Below are 17115 nucleotides of genomic sequence, written 5' to 3' on the forward strand. Positions count from 1 at the left end.
GGTGGCCGAGGTTCACTTTCAGTGCCTACTGGCACTCTATACGTGAGAGTGCCAGCACTCAAGGGGCACGGGTGCAAACGTCTCCCCTACGGGGCTCAGACACCGACCGGGAGGCGTCGCGACCACCACGATGCCACGAGCGCGCCGAGCAATCCGACGACCGCGAGCGCACTGACCACCCAGATCGCCATCGACATGCCGCCCAACAACTGACCGGGCTGCTGCGTGACGCCCGAACTGGCCAGAATGGCGGTGATGATCGCCAGCATCACTGCGCCGCCGACCTGGACGCTGGTGTTGACCAGACCGGACGCCAAACCCTGCTCGTGGTCGGCGACGCCAGCGGTGCCCTGTGAGTTGATCGACGGGAACGTCAGCGCAAACCCGACGCCCAACAGAATGATGGTCGGCAGCAGGAACTCGGCGTACGACATACCCGGCTGGACACGGGAGAACCACAGGTAGCCGCCGAGGAATGACGCGAAGCCGGCCACGAGCAGAAGCGGCGTCGGAACTCTGTCGAGGACACGATCCATCCGTGTCGCACTCGCGACAACGATCACGCCTGCCGGCAGAAAGGCGAGCGCCATTCCCAGCGGCGACCAACCCAACGAGTCCTGCAGATACAGCGTCACGACGAACTGGAACGCGACGTAGCCGCCGAACATCAGCGCGCCGGAGAGGTTCGCGTGGACCAGCAATGCCGACCTCAGGATTCCCGGACGCACCAGCGGGTGTCGGTGGCGAAGTTCGACGGCGACGAACGCGACGCCCAGGATTGCCGACGCGGCGAAACTCGCGATCGTGACGGCTGCGGTCCACCCGACCTCGGGAGCGCGCACGACCGCGAAGACGAGCAACAGCAGTGCACCGGTGCTGGTCAGAGCGCCCAGCGCGTCGAACTGTCGCCAGTGCATGGGTGTGCGTGGCGCTGTCGGGATCACCCGCAGGCCGGCGAACAGCAACGCTAGCGCGACGGGCCCCGGGAACAGAAGCGTTGCGCGCCAGGAGAGTTCGGTCAGCAGACCACCGAAGACCAGGCCGAGCGAGAAGCCACTCGCTCCGCACACGGTGTAGATACTGAATGCCTTGTTGCGTGCGGGCCCCTCGGCGAATGTCGTCGTGATGATCGACAAGCCGGCGGGCACTGTGAACGCCGCAGCGATCCCCTTGATGAAACGCAGAGCGATGATGACCGCATTGATGTCGACGACGGCGCTCGCGACAGATGCGACGCCGAACACGCCCAGTGCCACCAGGAACACCCTGCGACGACCGAACAGATCGCTTGCACGCCCGCCCAGCAACAGCAGACCGCCGTAGCCCAGAACGTATCCGCTCACGATCCACTGCAACTGCGACTGACCCATGTGGAGGTCCTCGCCGATCGACGGCAGTGCGACGCCGACCATCGAGATGTCGAGGCCGTCGAGGAAGAGCGCTCCCGCCAGAACCACCAGCAGCAGCCACACCTTCCCGGTCCACCCTGTCGCTGAGGTGATGTGAAGGTCCGATGACGGTTCGGGAGCCGCCTGATTGATGTCGTGTGCCCGATCGTCGACGCTCGACGACTCGGACCGATGCGCGATGACCACGTCTCGTGTGTTGTGTGCCATGCGAGGAACTATATGCATGTGCATTCAATGCGTCTACATTAATTGTCATCAAATCTTTTGCTGGAGCATATATTGCAGTTGCAGGGTAGGATGCGGTGCATGACCAAGGCGGTGACTTCTGAGGACCAGTTGGCTGCCGCGTGGCGAGATCTGTCGATCCGCTACAACAAGGTTCTGTGCAGTCTCGACCGTGAGCTGCAGGCCAAGCACGGACTCTCATCGAGCGAGTTCGAGGTACTCGAGCTGCTCGCGGAGGCCGACGACCATCAAGCCCGGATGAGCGAGCTGGCAAGCCGAGTGCATCTGAGCCAGAGCGCACTCTCCCGAGTTGTCGGCCGACTGGAGAAGGACGGGCTGGTTGTCCGCACGATGTGTTCCTCAGACCGACGCTCGGTTTTCGCCACCCTGACCGCCTCGGGCGAGCAGCGGTATGCGCAGGCACGCCCGACGCAGCGCGAGACCCTCGCGTCGCTCACGGATGGGTGCCCGCAACTGTTGCGCGAGGGCTGATCAGCGTTCTTGCGACACCTGCACACTCAGCCCCGGGTCGGTGGCCACGGTCAGCGGTGACGGTTGCGCGCCCCCCGCAATGACGTGCGCGCCCAGCGTGGCGATCATGACACCGTTGTCGGTACACAGGCGCGGCTTCGGCACGCGCAGCGTGATTCCGGCTGCGGCACAACGTTCTTGCGCCAGCGACCGAATCCGGGAGTTGGCCGTCGCGCCGCCGCCGAGCACCAGGGTATCGACGCCGAGGTCCGTGCACGCGCGAACCGCCTTGAGTGTCAACACATCTGCCACGGCTTCCTGAAACGACGCCGCGATATCGGCGACCGGAACGTCGACGCCATCGCGGCGGCACTTCTCGACGTAGCGCGCCACCGCCGTCTTCACCCCCGAGAACGAGAAGTCGTAGCGGGCGTCACGCGGCCCCGTCATGCCTCTCGGGAACTCGATTGCGTGCGGGTCGCCTTGTGCCGCAGCCTTATCCAGTGCGGGACCGCCCGGGAAGCCGAGGTCGAGCAGGCGCGCCACCTTGTCGAAGGCTTCCCCGGCAGCATCGTCGACCGTGGTGCCGAGTTCGACGATGGGGTCGGCGAGATCGGTGACGTGCAGGAGATGGGTATGGCCACCCGAGACGAGGAGTGCGACGCATTCGGGCATCGGCCCGTGTTCGAGTGTGTCGACGGCGACGTGCCCGCCGAGATGATTCATCGCATACAGCGGTACATCCCACGCCAGCGAATACGCCTTCGCCGCAGCAACTCCGACGAGGAGCGCGCCTGCGAGGCCCGGCCCGATGGTGACGGCGATGGCATCCGGCTTGTCGATCCCCGCGGCTTCACGCGCCCGCTGCATGGCGGGCACGATCGCTTCGAGGTGCGCACGCGAGGCGATCTCGGGCACCACTCCCCCGAAGCGCGCGTGCTCGTCGACACTCGAGGCCACCTCGTCGGCAAGCAGCGTCACCTCGCCGGGCCCGTCACCCTCACCCGGCGTCCACTCGACGATCCCGACTCCGGTTTCGTCGCACGAACTCTCCACGCCCATCACGATCATGTGGGATCACCTCCGCGCCCCGACACCGAGGGACGCGCCATCGTGTAGGCGTCGGCGCCGGACGGCTGATAGTAGTTGCGGCGCACACCACGTCGGACGAAGCCGTTGCGTTCGTACAGCGCAATCGCGGTGTCGTTGTCGGTCCTGACCTCGAGGTAGACCGGAGCGTCCGCGGCATCGGCGACGCCGAGCATCACGTCGAGCAGTGCGCGTCCGTAGCCGAGACCACGATGACTCGGCGCGACTGCGATGGTGTGGATCTCGCACTCGAAGTTGCCCTCGCCGCCCAGCGTCGAAATGCCCGCGTATCCGACGACTTCGCCACCTGGCGTCTCGCGCGCCGCGAAGTACCGGTTGTACGGCGCGTTGAGCTCGGCACGGAATGCGGTTGCGGGCCACGGCGAATCACCGACGAACATCTCACGCTCGAGCATCGCGCACCGTGGAATGTCCGAATAATCGAGCCGGTCGATCAGCAATTCGTGGGTGGTCATTTCGGAGTCACCGCCTTGGCGCGCTGGTCTTTTCGTTCTACGGCATCCGGGCGTCGGAGATAGAGCGGGACGAGCGGTCCCGGCGCCGCGCCTGTCACGACGTCGTCCGCGCTTGCCAGGAGCAGGCCGCGCACCGTCGGCGTTGTCACCAGCGACGGCTCTCCCTGCCACCCGCACAGTTCGAGATGACTCGGCGAGCCTGCCGCGACGTCGACCGGCTGCGCCGCAAGCGATTCGGCTACCACCGCGGGTGCCGACACGTCGGGACCACTGATCCGCGCTCCGTCGCGGTAACGCGCCCAGTACACCTCGCGGCGTCGCGCGTCGGTGACCACAGCCATCGACGATCCGGCCGGAAAGTGTTGCGCGGCGTCGGCGGCGATCGCGTCGAGCGAGCAGACCCCGTACACCGGAAGACCGAGCGCGTCGCCGAATCCGGCGCCGGTCGCCATACCGACCCGTAGACCCGTGAAAGGTCCTGGGCCACAACCGACCACGACAGCGTCGAGCCCGTCTCGGCGCACACCGGCCTCGTCGAGTGCCTCCGACATCAGCGTCGTCAGCACTTCCGCGTGCCGCCGGTGGTCGGCCGTCGCACGGTCGGCCAACACACGCACACCACTACCGTCGACCGTCCCGACGCCGGTCACCACCACATCGGTCGCGGTGTCGATGACGAGCACCGTCATCTCATCCATCTATCCAACTCCATTGTGCGTGACGGACATCGGTATCGGGATCGCGCTGCAAGCGCACCAGCAGGTGCCGGTCTGCGAGACGCTCCGCAACGCCTTCGCCCCATTCGACGACGACGACCGCGTCCGTGAGATCGGTGTCGAGGTCGAGCGCGTCGAGTTCGTCGAGTCCGCCGAGGCGGTACGCGTCGACGTGCACCATCCCCGGACGGTCGGGCGACCCGGGTTTGTGCTCACGAGCGATGATGAAGGTCGGCGACGACACCCGGCCGACGACATCGAGACCCGCGGCGATACCGCGTGCCAGTGCCGTCTTACCCGCCCCGAGCGGCCCGTCGAGGATGACGACGTCACCTGCCGAGAGGCCTTGTGCCAGTTCGGCTCCCAATGCCTCGGTGTCGGCGACATCGGCCAGCTCACGAGTCTGGACATCATCGGTGTCGCTCATCGTCGCCTGCCCAACAACGGGATTCGACGACGCCGAGGCTGCGGGCGCGCTGCCCGCGACCGTTCGACGAGGTCGGCGATGGCGTCGGTCACCCGGTCGGGCTGCTCCATCAAGACCATGTGGCCTGCGCCGTCGACGATGTCGAGTCGGGAGTCGTCGCCGAGGTCGCCGAACATGTGCAGTGAGTTGGGCAGCGGTGTCATCTGGTCGGCGGTTCCACAGACGACAGCCGTTGGCACGGCGGCGATGACCGGCAGGCCCATCGATTCGTCGTGGTGTTCCAACGCATTCAGGAAACTCACGACAGTGGAGATCGGCGTGTTCTGGATCATCTTCTCCACGGCCCGACCGAGTGCGGGGCTGTGGAAGTCGGGCCCGAAGCTTGCCGACACGAGGACCGGCTCGAGAACCAGCCTGGTGAGGTCGCGCCCGGCTTGGATCACGCGCGGGGTGTGTCGAACAGTCGCGCGGAACGCGTCGACGAGGGGGTTGCGCAGCCCGCGCGCGAGACCCGCCTCGGTCAGTCCACGTGCGGCGGTGGCGACGAGCGCGACGCCTGCCACGGGCCCGTCAGGACCGAAGAGCTCCGGGTGGCGTCGCGCGAGCGCCATGATCGACATGCCACCCATCGAATGTCCGCACAGCACAACAGGTCCCGACGGTGCGACGGTCCGCATCACGGCCGCGACGTCGTCGGAGAGTTGTGCGATCGTGCAGGTGTCGGGGGGCGCGTCGTCGGACTTCCCATGTCCGCGATGGTCGAAGAACACCAACCGGATTCGCCGTTGGGCCCAGTGTTCGGCGAGGTCGAATCGTTGAAAGTGCCACGACGCCATACGAAGACTGAAGCCGTGCACGAACAGCACTGTCAGCTCCGGCTTCTCGCCGGGCGCGATGCCCCCGAGGTCGACGGTGCGCACTGCGAGCGCCAGCCCGTCGTCGGTGGTGACAGTCGACGGCTCGTCGGAGTAGATGGCGGTGAAATCGATTCCCGCATAGGGATCGTCGAGTGCGTCGACACGACGCCGGGCCAGCGCACGTCCGGCACCCGCGACGGCCAACCCGCCCAGCGCTCCGAGACCTCCGAGACCCGCCACGAGGCCAACCCGTTCGTACGGCTTCACCGGTGCCCCACGTTGCCGGCCACGGCTCCCCCACCGACGTACTGCCGATGCGCTCGAGCGCCGATGCCGGTGATGATCTCGTAGTCGATGGTGCCGATCTGATCGGCCCAGTCACGCGCGATGGGAGCGCCACGCGTTCCGGCGCCGAACAATTCGACGACATCGCCCTCGGCGACCCCGCCTCCGTCTGGTCCGAGATCAATGACGAACTGGTCCATACACACTCGACCGACCTGCGGAAATCCCCGACCGTTGACCTGTACCCGCATCTGGTTGGACAGCAATCTCGGCACACCGTCGGCATAGCCTGCGGGGACGACAGCAATCACGGTGTCGCGATCCGACGTCCAGTGATGGTTGTACGAAACACCCTGCCCCGCAGCAAGTTTCTTGACGAGAGCAACCTCGGCCCGCAACGTCATCGCTGGTACCAACCCGAAGTCGCCGCGCTGCGGAATCGGAGTGCATCCGTAGAGCGCGATGCCCGGACGAACCAGGTCGCGTGCCAGGTCCGGACGTGTCAGTGCGGCAGGCGAATTGGCGATGTGCATCACCTCGGCGGGACTTCCGAGCCGCACGAGGTCAGCGGCAGCGGCATCGAGGCGTTCGGCCTGCTGCGAGTTCAGCGGATGCTCGGGTTCGTCGCCGCGCACGAGATGACACATGATCGCTCGTACCCGCACGGCCCCGTCGGCATTCGCTTTGGCCAGGTCGTCGGCGAAGTCGGCCCATTCGTCCGCGGCGACGCCGCTGCGGTTGAGGCCGGTGTCGACCTTGGCGGTCACGGTGGCAGTTCGTCCCAGACGGCGCGCGGCGTCGGCGACCAGGGCAAGTTGGCGCCGCGACGACAGCGCGACGTCGATGTCGGCGCCGATCGCGGCGTCGAACGGTGCATGGTTGGTGTGCAGCCACGCCGTGATGTGCGCGTCGATACCTGCCTCGCGCAGCGCGAGCGCCTCTGCGATGTGGGCGACCCCGAGTTCTGTGGCGCCCGCCGCCAGCGCGGCACGCGCAACAGGCTCGGCGCCGTGACCGTAGCCATTCGCTTTGACCACGGCGATCACGTCCGTACCGGCCGCCGCGCGGACGACACCCACGTTGTGGGCGATCGCGTCGAGGTCGATGAACGCCGTCAGCGCTGCGGGAAGGCCGGTCTCGGCAGCCACCGGCGCATCGGGCGTCGAATCATGTGAGGTCATCGCGACCATTGTCCCAGATCCGACGGAGTGGTCGGCGGCACACTCGAGCGATTCCCACCACGCAGGTGAGTAGTCTCCCGCATCCGCACGCGGCGACCGGCGAGTGAACTGGACCGTGGCGCTCACGCCAATCCCCCAACTCCCTGCTCACCGGAGGTTCCCGATGACATTCGTGCCCTACCACCCCACTTCGTACCCGATGCCGAATGTCGGAGCCGCTCAGCCGAGCAGGGCTGTGCTCGCCTGGTCATTCGTGCTCAACGCGGTGTCGATCGGCGTCTTACCGCTGGCCGAACTCGCGGGGCTATTCGGATTTGTCCTCACCATCAGCGGCGCCGAAGCCGGCAACGCCATAGGGTATGTCGGAGTCGCTCTGCTGGCGGTCACAGTGGGCCTCATCGTCGCTTCGGGCATCATGACGCTCGCGGCACTCGCGCTCACCGTCATCTCGCAGACACGCCATCTCGGCGCGCCCTGGGTGATCGTCACGGCATGGGTGGTCACAGGCCTGAATCTGATCGGGCATGCAGTCCTTGCCTTCTACCTGAATTTCTAGCAAGGGCCGTCTTCAGCAAAGCTCCCTGACCAGCCAGGGCTACGGACTCCTTCAGACAAGCAGTGTGCGCAGAGCTGGCCGGAGCGCAGCCAGCAGATTCGACGCACCGATCGGCGCTCCGCCGCTGGCCAACGCCGCTGCCCGGGCGTGCACCCTCGCTGCAGCCGCACCCGCCCAGATGGGTGGCAGGCCCGCCGCCAGCAGCGCACCAGCGATGCCCGACAACACGTCTCCCGCTCCTGCTGTCGCCGCCCACGACGATTCCGCGTCGTTGCCGAACACCGTGCCGTCGGGCTCGGCGACCAGCGTGATGCGCCCCTTCAGCAGCACCGTCACACCCCAGCGCTGAGCGAGCCCCGCCACCGCCCCGAGGCGGTCAGCACCCACCTCCTCGCCGGTGAGGCGAGCGAATTCACCCGCGTGCGGCGTCAGCAGTGTCGGCGCCTCGCGTCCACGTACCAGTTCTGGGTGCTGGGACAGGACGGTCAATCCATCCGCATCGACGAGAACCGGCAGCTCGGTGGCGAGGATCTTTCCCAGCAGATCGACGGCAGCGTCGTCTGTTCCTGCTCCCGGTCCGACGATCCACGCCTGCACACGACCGGCGTCGGCGAAGTCCGGTACCGCTACGACCTCCGGAAAGTGCTCGACCACCTCGGCGTGCGCCGACCCGACATACCGAGTCATCCCCGACGTCGCGGTCACCGCGGCTCCCGTGCACAGGATGCCGGCGCCCGGATACCGATGCGATCCCGCGATCACTCCGACGACACCCTGCGTGTACTTGTCGTCGTGCGGTCCGGGGACCGGCCAGGCGTCGGCGATCTCGGTATCGGTGAGTGAGTACAGCCTTGGCCGCGTCGGGGGCGTCGACACCAGCGGTGCACCCTCCGGGTCCTCGGCAAGACCGATGTCGACGAGTTCTACGCGTCCGCATTGCGGTGCGGCGAGCAGGTGCGCGTGTCGTCGTACGCCGAACGTGACCGTGACGTCGGCGCGGACGGCGGGCTGGTTGATCTGCCCGGTATCGGCGTCGACACCGGATGGAAGGTCGACGGCCACGATCGGTGTCAGCGGATCGACGGACGCGAAAACCGTTGCAGCGGCGGGCCGTAGCGGCCCGTGACCGCCTATCCCCACGACGCCGTCGATGACGACGTCGAGCGAACTCGGGAGCGTTTCGACGACCCGACCACGTGCACGTCGAAGTGCCGCCAACCCACCGGCGTGTGCCTTGTCGGGGGCGAGCAGCGTCGCGCTGACCGCGGCGCCGCGTCTGGCAAGTTCAGCGCCGGCGTAGAGGGCGTCGCCGCCGTTGTCGCCTGCCCCGACCACGATCCCGACGGCCCGTCCCACAACACCGTTCGTGCGTTCGGCCAGAAGCGCGGCCACTGCCTGAGCCACGCCGTGCGAGGCGCGGCGCATCAGTGTGCCGTTGGTCAGCAGTTCCCCTGTCGCGCGTTCCGCGGCGCGGACGGCGTCGGCGGTGAGGTAGCTGACCGGCATCAGGACCTACTCGACGGTGACCGACTTGGCGAGGTTGCGCGGCTTGTCGACGTCGTAGCCACGAGCCTGCGCGACGCTCGCCGCGAAGACCTGCAACGGGATGGTCGAGACCAGCGGCTGCAGCAGCGTCGGCGTTTTCGGGATCGGGATGAAGTGATCGGCGACGGCACGCGCGGAGTCGTCGTCGGCTTCGGCGATCACGATCGTCCGCGCGCCCCGCGCCTGGATCTCGCGGATGTTGCTGACCATCTTGGAGTGCAGCACCGCGCGACCGTCGGCCTGCGGCATCACGACGATGACCGGCAGTCCGTCTTCGATCAGTGCGATCGGGCCGTGCTTGAGCTCACCGGCAGCGAATCCCTCCGCGTGCATGTAGGCGAGTTCCTTGAGCTTGAGCGCGCCCTCGAGCGCCACCGGATAGCCGACGTGGCGACCGATGAACAGCACAGTGCCGCGATCGGCGAGCGAACGGGCGAGATCGCGGACGGGCTCCATGGTGTCGAGCACCTCGCGAACCGCATCGACCATCGCTTCCATCGCACCGAACTCACGCGCGACCTCGTCGGCGTACTTTGTGCCCCTGGCCTGCGCCAACGCGAGTCCCACGAGATACGCCGCGGCGATCTGCGCGAGGAAGCACTTGGTCGATGCGACGCCGATCTCCGGTCCGGCGTGCGTGTAGAGCACGGCGTCGGACTCGCGCGGGATCTGCGCACCGTTGGTGTTGCAGATCGCCAGGACACGTGCCTTTTGGTCCTTGGCGTGCCGCACCGCCTCGAGCGTGTCGGCCGTCTCGCCCGACTGGGAGATGGCGACGACGAGCGTCTGGCGGTCGAGGACCGGATCGCGGTACCGGAACTCGCTGGCCAACTCGACCTCGACGGGCAGGCGGGTCCAGTGCTCGATCGCGTACTTGGCGAGCATGCCCGCGTGATACGCGGTACCGCACGCCACGACGAAGACCTTGTCGACGTCGCGCAGGTCGTCGTCGGAGAGGCGCTGCTCGTCGAGCACGATCCGACCGTTCTCCAGATGCCCGAGCAGGGTGTCGGCGAGCGCGCGGGGCTGCTCGGCGATCTCCTTGAGCATGAAGTAGTCGTAGCCACCCTTCTCAGCGGCCGCGAGATCCCAGTCGATGTGGAACGGCTTGCCGGGGCGAGGGTTCTGGTCGAAGTCGGTGATCGTGTAGCTCTCGGCGGTGATCACGACGACCTCGTCCTGGCCGAGTTCGACGGCGTCGCGCGTGTGCTCGATGAAGGCGGTGACGTCGGACGCGACGAACATCTCGTCTTTGCCGACACCGACGACCAGCGGCGTCGACCGACGCGCCGCGACGATCGTGTCGGGGTGATCGGAATGCGTGAAGACCAGCGTGAACGCACCGTCGAGTCGACGCAGGGCGGCGAATGCGCTCGCGACGAAGTCGCCTGCGGTCGGGCCGGAGTTGTACTCACGCTCGACGAGGTGCACCGCGGTCTCGGTGTCGGTGTCGGAGGTGAACTCGATGCCCGCGGCCTCGAGTTCGTCGCGCAGCGGAGCGTAGTTCTCGATGATCCCGTTGTGTACGACGGCGATCTTGCCGTCGGTGCTCACATGCGGGTGCGCGTTGCGATCGGTCGGCTGACCGTGCGTCGCCCACCGCGTGTGCCCCATTCCGGTCGTGCCCGTCAGGGCTTCCCGACCGACCGCGGCGATCTGTTTGTCCAGGTTCTCGAGACGGCCTGCCTTCTTCTCGACGGTCGTGTGACCGTTCCCGTCGAGAATGGCGACACCCGCCGAGTCATATCCGCGGTACTCCATTCGACGCAGCGCCTCGACAACGATGTCGAGGGCGTCTCGCCTGCCCACGTATCCGACAATTCCACACATAGATGTTCAGCGTACCGGGGTTTTTGCGAGCAATTGACGAGCCCCGCCGCCCGACTTGGCGCCCAGCAATCGCGATACCGAATCAAGGCGCTCCTGCGGCGCGTCGTCGACGTCGACGACCGTGGTCTTGCCAATCTGCGCCTCGGCGTCGGCGAAGCCCGCGTACTGGGGGTCGCCGGTGAGGGTGTACAGCAGAAATCCCGTCGTCATCGCACGTACGGTCGAATGGGACTTGCGGTCGACCGCGGCGAATCCGAGTAGCGACTTGACCGAGGGCCGCTCGACGATGCCCGCCCGAGTCGCCTTGGGGATGGTGCGCAATGACACATCGCCCGCATAATCACGAGCCAGCGCGAGCCCGTTGGCGTCGACGTTGTCGAGATCTCCGGCCCCGGTCAGCAGCAGACACGGAGCGGTTGCGGTCTTCGCGGCCTGCGGCAGCGCTTGCGTGGTCGGAGCCGGAAACAGTGCGACGACGCCGCGCACGTCCAGCGCTTCCTGCCCGAGTAGTTGCTGATCACCTGCGGCGATGACGGCCGCGGACGCACCGAAACCGTGCCCGACGAACCCGATGCGGTCACGGTCGACGGTGATCTCTCCGGTGCCGAGCGAGTAATTGCTGACGATCGACGCCGCCGCGCGCATCTGTGCCGCCAGCGCGATGTCGGAGGCCATCACACGCTTCTGATCGTCGGGGGCTGCGACGACGATCCCCCACGACGCCAAGTGATAGAGCAGCGAGCGGTAGCGGTCGGCACCGGTGAGCCACCCGTGACCGAATGCGATAGCCGGATACCGACCGGCGTCGGCCGGCGTGAAGACCAGACCGGGCATTCCGACGATGCCGAGGTCGCCGCGCAACACCTTGTGCGGACCTCGTCGAGCAAGCTGCTTGGACAACTTGTCGGGAGACTTCGTGGAGACGCGCTTTTTCCGGGCCACGTTGCTCAGCCTATGTGGTCACACCGCCCGAAAGCGCCTCAGGGGGAGAATGCGGACTTGCGTCGGCCAGATCTGCGGGCAGCAGCAGCCGAGGCACCGCATCGGCCTCGTCGGCGTCGTCGACGAGTTGGTCGCGCATCCTGGCCGTCTGTGTTCCTGACCGCCGTCGATGCTCGGCCAGAGTCCTCGCCAACTCGGCCTGCGTTGCGGTGAACTCACGCGACGCGCCGACGATCGATTCGGTAGCGCCGCGAGCGATGGCGTCGATCTGATCCGCGAGGCTCATTGGTCTCCTGCCAGTGCCAGGTCTGCGCCCGAGTCGACGTCCGGCGATGTTGAGGGCGGTTGGGTAGCCGGCGGCTGGGAAGCGGGCGCCGTGTCGGTCGAGGCCGGGCTGTCGGGTTGAGCACCGTCGGGTTGCGGCAGAGTCAGCGGAACGTCGACGTTCTCGTGCTCGACAGAGCGATCGGACGGCTGGACCTCCCGCTCAGCGCCACTGCCACTCCCATTGCCACTGCCACTCCCATCTTCGTCATGATTGCGTTGCACCGGCGGGTGGCCTGAGAGGTCAACCGACATCTGTTGTGGTGCAGAGTGATTCACGTCCGATCGGCCGTGTTCGCGATCGGGATACGTCTCGACATCCAGTCCCTCGGTCGCCCGGTTGAGCGTGTGGAGGATCTCGTCGAGCGTGCGGACCGTCGTGTCGGCGGTGTCGAGAAACAGGCGCACGCGCGAGGCGATGTCTGCCGCCACGAGCGAGAGCGGCACCGCCCCGGTGAGGACCGCTGCGGGTAACTCGGCGATCGGGACGCCCGCGATGATGGGACAGGAGCAACGCGCGACCGTGACGTACCAGGTCCGCAACAGTCGATCGATTCCCGACGCCGCACTGCTCGTCGACTCCGACACGGTGCGCAACACACCGAGATCCGACTCTGCGCGACGCTGATGTGCGACGAGCAGCGCGGTCGTGGCGTCGCCCGATGCGCCCGACCACCCGTCGTCGAGTCTGATCTGCTGCTCGGGCAGCCAGTGCAGTTGATCGGCCACCGCGCGATGTGCTGCCGCGAGCCGATGCGCATCGTCGGCGAGTGCGGTGACGTCGAATTGTCCGATGCGCGCCAACGGTTCTCGCAGCTCGTCGTCGACGGGAACGTCGACCCCCAGTGACCGGCCGACACCCATCAGCGAGATCAGGTCGTCGACGCTCGCGATCGCCTGCTCGCGTAGGACCGGCAGACTGTCCAGCACTTCCCCCATCGCCTGCGTCACTCGCTCGCTCCAGCCGGGTTCACGGTCGCCGAATCGCCGTCAGCGGTTCGTCGGATGACATGCGTGAGCTCGGCATCGGCGTCGCCGAGGCTGGTGATGCCGCGTTCGAGTGTGTCCGCGAGATCGGCCGCAGCGACGGATTGGGCCCGAAGTCGTTGTGCGAGATGGTCTCCCATCGCGATGTAGCGTTCTGCGAGAGTCGCGTACGCCTCGCCGGAACACCACGTGCCGAAGGCGGCCGACTCCATGTCGGATGCGGCGGCGCCGACGACCAGCGACGCACGCCGATAGAACGAGACCACCCCGTGCACCTGATCGAGGTCGACGCGGAGACGCTCTCCCGCCGCCTGCGAACTCACTTCCGACACAGTCCCACCCCGTCTGCCGCCCGCGCTGTCGAGATAGCGCCGGGCACCTCGTCGGGCTGCCCGATATGCGGCTATCTACGTGTGGCGTTGAAGTCTAGACGGTGGGAATGCGCCGCGGGTTCCATGTTCGCCGAGATTTCTCGGCGCAGCCGAAGACTGCTCGGCAGCAGGCGCAGTCGACGAGCTCGCAGAACGCTACGACAAAGCGATTCCGTGCCGCTCCACGGCGTCGACCAGGGCTGTCGGGCGTTGCTGCGGCGGCACGTCGTGTACGAGTTCGAAGGCGCTGCCGATGCGCGTCGCCCCGCCGTCGGCTTCGGAGCTGTCCCCGATCATCAGGGCGTCGTAACCCGCGACACCGAGCTCGTCGAGGGCGGCCTCGAAGATCCTCGGATTGGGCTTGATCGCGCCGACCTCGTAGGACAGTGCGTACGCGTCGACGAGATCGCGCAGACCGACGCGCTCGAGTACTTTGCGCACGTCGAAGGCGATGTTGCTGACGATGCCGACCGGAACACCCGCCGACTTCAGGCCCCGCAGTACCGTCGCGGCGTCGTCGAACGGCTCCCACGACGCAGGGTCGAGCACCCGTTCATAGAGCGACTCCGCCTGGCCGGGAACCGACAGTCCCGATGCCCGCAGAATCGCCAGATATGCACGACGATGCTCGGCCGGATCGAGATCTCTTCTCTCCCAAGAGATCCGATCATCGTCTTCGACGGCGGCGGGAAGTCCGACGGGCTGTGTCATCCGTCGGATGAGTTCCATCTGGTGGTCGAGGTGCAGCGGTTGACCGTTCTCGTCGTGGAGGTCGGCAAACCATTCGGGCTGGTCGGTGAAGCGGAACAGCGTCCCGGAGAAGTCGAAAAGGACTGCTTTGGGAGCGCTGCTCATCGCGTCACCGACGTCCCTACTCCGACCGCGCTGATGCACCGACAGACTCCGACGCGCCTGCCTCGGCGACGACCGAGGCGATACGCTCGGCTATGCCGTGTGCGAGCTCGGGAGTCGGTGCCTCGACCATGACGCGGACGAGTTGCTCGGTTCCCGACGGGCGCAACAGAACTCGTCCTGTCGATCCCAACTCCTGCTCGGCCGCCTCGACGGCGTCGCGCACCGAGTCGGCGATCGCGACCGCGTGCTTGTCGGCGACTCGAACGTTGATGAGTTCCTGTGGCAGCACGGTGACGATCGACGCGAGTTCGGCCAGACGCTTGCCCGACCTGACGATCTGCTCCATCAGCAGCAACCCGGTGAGGATGCCGTCGCCGGTCGTTCCCGCCTGCGGGTAGACGATGTGACCGGACTGCTCGCCACCGAGCGAATAGCCTCCGCGTCGCAGTTCCTCGAGCACGTATCGATCGCCAACAGCGGTGGTACGCACCTCGATTCCCGCTTCGCGCATGGCGATGTGCAGACCGAGGTTGCTCATGACGGTAGCGACCAGCACGTCGTCGACGAGTCGGCCGCGGGCATGCAGTGCGGTGGCCAGAATGGCCATGATCGCGTCGCCGTCGACCAGTTGTCCGGTCGAGTCGACTGCGAGGCAGCGGTCGGCGTCGCCGTCGAACGCGATGCCGAGGTCGGCGCCGTGTTCCAGCACGGCCGCCTGCAACTTCTCCATGTGCGTCGAGCCGCAGTCGGCGTTGATGTTGATGCCGTCGGGTTCGGCGTGGATGGTGGTGACGGTCGCACCAGCGCTCGCGAACACTTGCGGACCCACTTGTGCCGCAGCACCATTCGCGCAATCGACGACGATGTTGAGTCCGTCGAGTCGCGCGTCGATGGCTGCGGCGAGATGCGCTGCGTAGCGAGCACCGGCGTCGGGCGCCTCGCGCAGACGGCCAACGCCCGCACCGGTGGGATGGGGAACGTCGCCGGAGGTCATCACGGCTTCGATCCGGTCCTCGACCTCGTCGTCGAGCTTGTGCCCGCCCGCGCCGAAGAATTTGATGCCGTTGTCGGGCATCGGATTGTGCGACGCCGAGATCATCACACCGAACGTCGCGTCGTAGTCGCCGGTCAGGAAGGCGACGGCGGGCGTCGGCAGCACGCCGACGCGGATGGCATCGGCGCCGACCGAGGCGAGTCCGGCACAGACCGCGGCTTCGAGCATCTCGCTCGACGCGCGCGGATCACGCCCGACGACCACCTGGGGCCGGAAGCCCGTGGTGCTGTCGCCGGCTGATGCGGTGTCGCCGGTTGTGGAAAGGTCTCCGAGAACGACCGCGGCGGCCGAGGCCAGGCGCAACGCCAACTCTGCGGTGAGTTGGTCGTTGGCCAGGCCTCGGACGCCGTCGGTACCGAAAAGGCGTGCCAAGTCAGCGCTTGGAGTACTGCGACGCCTTGCGGGCCTTCTTCAGGCCGTACTTCTTGCGCTCGACCGCACGCGGGTCGCGAGTCAGGAAGCCGGCCTTCTTCAGTGCCGGACGATCCTCAGGGGTGACCTCGATGAGGGCACGGGCGATCGCGAGACGCAGCGCACCGGCCTGGCCCGAGGGGCCGCCACCGACGAGCTTGGCGTAGATGTCGAACGACTCGGTGCGCTCGACGGTCACCAGCGGAGCCTTGATGAGCTGCTGGTGAACCTTGTTGGGGAAGTAGTCCTCGAGGCTGCGGCCGTTGAGGGTGAAGCCACCCGAACCGGGCAGCATGCGGACGCGGACCACGGCCTCCTTGCGGCGACCGACGGTCTGGATCGGACGGTCGATGACCACGGGACCACGATCGATGGTGACCTCGGCGGCAGCGGGTGCCTCGGTGTCGTAATCGTCTGCGGCCTGCTCGAGCTCGACAGCGGCCTCGACGGCAGCTTCGACAGCGCCCTCTGCGGCAGCGGTGTTCTCACCGGCAGCGGCCTGCGCCTCGGCGGCGTTCTCGACTGCGTTTTCCACAGCCTCGTCGCTGATGTTCTCGTTGCTCACTGGGCCACCTGCTTGATTTCGAAGGGAACGGGGCGCTGGGCCGCGTGGGGATGGTTCGGGCCTGCGTACACCTTGAGCTTCGAGGCCATGGCGCGGCCGAGCTTGGTGTGGGGCAGCATTCCCTTGATCGCCTTCTCGACGACCCGCTCGGGGTGCGAGTCGAGCAGCTCTGCGGTGGTCTGCACCTTGAGGCCACCCGGATGTCCGGAGTGCCGGTAGTTCAGCTTGCGATCAGCCTTGTTGCTGGTCAGCGCAACCTTCTCGGCGTTGATGATGATGACGAAGTCGCCGCCATCCATGTGGGGTGCGTAGGTCGGCTTGTGCTTGCCGCGGAGCAGGTTCGCGCTCTGCACGGCCAGCCGGCCGAGCACCACGTCGTTGGCGTCGATGACATGCCACGTACGCGTGATGTCACCGGCCTTCGGGGTGTAAGTAGGCACAGGTGGTCCTCAACTCTTATGTCGATGGTGCTGGTCAGGAGCGCAGACGGAGACGATTCCCGGCGACCAGTGGGGACCCGGGGCTCTGCTACCTTGCTC

At 66.9% G+C, this 17115-nt stretch carries 19 protein-coding genes; 2 read left to right on the forward strand and 17 right to left on the reverse strand.

The features are described 5' to 3' along the window. Positions 1–95: 95 nt before the first annotated feature. Entirely contained in the window at positions 96–1616 is a 1521-nt protein-coding gene (locus ACRVY7_RS00780) for an MFS transporter (protein ID WP_431815635.1), read from the reverse strand. Positions 1617–1715: 99 nt separating this feature from the next. Between ACRVY7_RS00780 and ACRVY7_RS00785 the strand changes: the two genes are divergently transcribed. Then, positions 1716–2126, forward strand: a complete 411-nt coding sequence (locus ACRVY7_RS00785) for a MarR family winged helix-turn-helix transcriptional regulator (RefSeq protein WP_049699808.1) — start codon at positions 1716–1718, stop codon at positions 2124–2126. On the opposite strand, the gene tsaD is transcribed toward ACRVY7_RS00785, so the two are convergent. Genes tsaD through alr form a run of 6 tightly spaced genes read right to left on the reverse strand, consistent with a single transcriptional unit; the run spans position 2127 to position 7136 of the window. Then, positions 2127–3176, reverse strand: a complete 1050-nt coding sequence (tsaD, locus tag ACRVY7_RS00790) for a tRNA (adenosine(37)-N6)-threonylcarbamoyltransferase complex transferase subunit TsaD (RefSeq protein ID WP_431815636.1) — start codon at positions 3174–3176, stop codon at positions 2127–2129. After that, a complete protein-coding gene (rimI, locus tag ACRVY7_RS00795; RefSeq protein WP_431815637.1) occupies positions 3173–3670 on the reverse strand; it encodes a ribosomal protein S18-alanine N-acetyltransferase in 498 nt (165 codons plus the stop codon). Before rimI ends, tsaD begins: the two co-directional genes overlap by 4 nt. Continuing rightward, a complete protein-coding gene (gene tsaB, locus ACRVY7_RS00800) occupies positions 3667–4368 on the reverse strand; it encodes a tRNA (adenosine(37)-N6)-threonylcarbamoyltransferase complex dimerization subunit type 1 TsaB (protein ID WP_270485853.1) in 702 nt (233 codons plus the stop codon). Before tsaB ends, rimI begins: the two co-directional genes overlap by 4 nt. Continuing rightward, entirely contained in the window at positions 4361–4813 is a 453-nt protein-coding gene (gene tsaE, locus ACRVY7_RS00805; RefSeq protein WP_431815638.1) for a tRNA (adenosine(37)-N6)-threonylcarbamoyltransferase complex ATPase subunit type 1 TsaE, read from the reverse strand. The genes tsaB and tsaE overlap by 8 nt, the downstream gene beginning before the upstream one ends. Continuing rightward, positions 4810–5937, reverse strand: a complete 1128-nt coding sequence (locus ACRVY7_RS00810; RefSeq protein WP_431815639.1) for an alpha/beta fold hydrolase — start codon at positions 5935–5937, stop codon at positions 4810–4812. Before ACRVY7_RS00810 ends, tsaE begins: the two co-directional genes overlap by 4 nt. Further along, positions 5934–7136 carry an alanine racemase gene (gene alr / locus ACRVY7_RS00815; RefSeq protein WP_431815640.1) on the reverse strand — a complete coding sequence of 401 codons (1203 nt, stop codon included), beginning with the start codon at positions 7134–7136 and terminating at the stop codon, positions 5934–5936. Before alr ends, ACRVY7_RS00810 begins: the two co-directional genes overlap by 4 nt. A gap of 163 nt (positions 7137–7299) precedes the next feature. Between alr and ACRVY7_RS00820 the strand changes: the two genes are divergently transcribed. Then, positions 7300–7692 carry a hypothetical protein gene (locus tag ACRVY7_RS00820; RefSeq protein ID WP_431815641.1) on the forward strand — a complete coding sequence of 131 codons (393 nt, stop codon included), beginning with the start codon at positions 7300–7302 and terminating at the stop codon, positions 7690–7692. Positions 7693–7743: 51 nt separating this feature from the next. Here ACRVY7_RS00820 and ACRVY7_RS00825 read toward each other — a convergent pair whose 3' ends face one another. The 10 genes from ACRVY7_RS00825 to rplM all read right to left on the reverse strand — a co-directional run bounded on the left by ACRVY7_RS00825 (position 7744) and on the right by rplM (position 17016). After that, entirely contained in the window at positions 7744–9198 is a 1455-nt protein-coding gene (locus ACRVY7_RS00825) for an NAD(P)H-hydrate dehydratase (RefSeq protein ID WP_431815642.1), read from the reverse strand. A gap of 6 nt (positions 9199–9204) precedes the next feature. Then, the gene (gene glmS / locus ACRVY7_RS00830) at positions 9205–11067 is read right to left on the reverse strand and encodes a glutamine--fructose-6-phosphate transaminase (isomerizing) (protein ID WP_431815643.1); all 1863 of its coding nucleotides are present in this window, start codon (positions 11065–11067) and stop codon (positions 9205–9207) included. A gap of 6 nt (positions 11068–11073) precedes the next feature. Next, a complete protein-coding gene (locus ACRVY7_RS00835) occupies positions 11074–12009 on the reverse strand; it encodes a dienelactone hydrolase family protein (RefSeq protein WP_431815644.1) in 936 nt (311 codons plus the stop codon). A gap of 10 nt (positions 12010–12019) precedes the next feature. Then, positions 12020–12295, reverse strand: a complete 276-nt coding sequence (locus ACRVY7_RS00840) for a hypothetical protein (RefSeq protein ID WP_049699619.1) — start codon at positions 12293–12295, stop codon at positions 12020–12022. Beyond that, entirely contained in the window at positions 12292–13272 is a 981-nt protein-coding gene (locus ACRVY7_RS00845) for a hypothetical protein (protein WP_431815645.1), read from the reverse strand. The genes ACRVY7_RS00840 and ACRVY7_RS00845 overlap by 4 nt, the downstream gene beginning before the upstream one ends. 8 nt (positions 13273–13280) lie before the next feature. Beyond that, the gene (locus ACRVY7_RS00850; RefSeq protein ID WP_431815646.1) at positions 13281–13643 is read right to left on the reverse strand and encodes a hypothetical protein; all 363 of its coding nucleotides are present in this window, start codon (positions 13641–13643) and stop codon (positions 13281–13283) included. A gap of 204 nt (positions 13644–13847) precedes the next feature. Next, positions 13848–14546, reverse strand: coding sequence for an HAD family hydrolase (locus ACRVY7_RS00855; protein ID WP_431815647.1), 699 nt, complete (start codon positions 14544–14546; stop codon positions 13848–13850). Positions 14547–14562: 16 nt separating this feature from the next. Continuing rightward, entirely contained in the window at positions 14563–15972 is a 1410-nt protein-coding gene (gene glmM / locus ACRVY7_RS00860; RefSeq protein ID WP_431815648.1) for a phosphoglucosamine mutase, read from the reverse strand. A 1-nt stretch (position 15973) separates the two neighbouring features. Continuing rightward, positions 15974–16576, reverse strand: a complete 603-nt coding sequence (gene rpsI / locus ACRVY7_RS00865) for a 30S ribosomal protein S9 (RefSeq protein WP_053117479.1) — start codon at positions 16574–16576, stop codon at positions 15974–15976. Beyond that, positions 16573–17016, reverse strand: a complete 444-nt coding sequence (rplM, locus tag ACRVY7_RS00870; RefSeq protein ID WP_049699623.1) for a 50S ribosomal protein L13 — start codon at positions 17014–17016, stop codon at positions 16573–16575. The genes rpsI and rplM overlap by 4 nt, the downstream gene beginning before the upstream one ends. Between the last annotated feature and the right edge of the window lie 99 nt (positions 17017–17115).

The sequence above is a fragment of the Gordonia jacobaea genome (genome assembly GCF_965344965.1).
Lineage (GTDB): Bacteria > Actinomycetota > Actinomycetes > Mycobacteriales > Mycobacteriaceae > Gordonia > Gordonia jacobaea.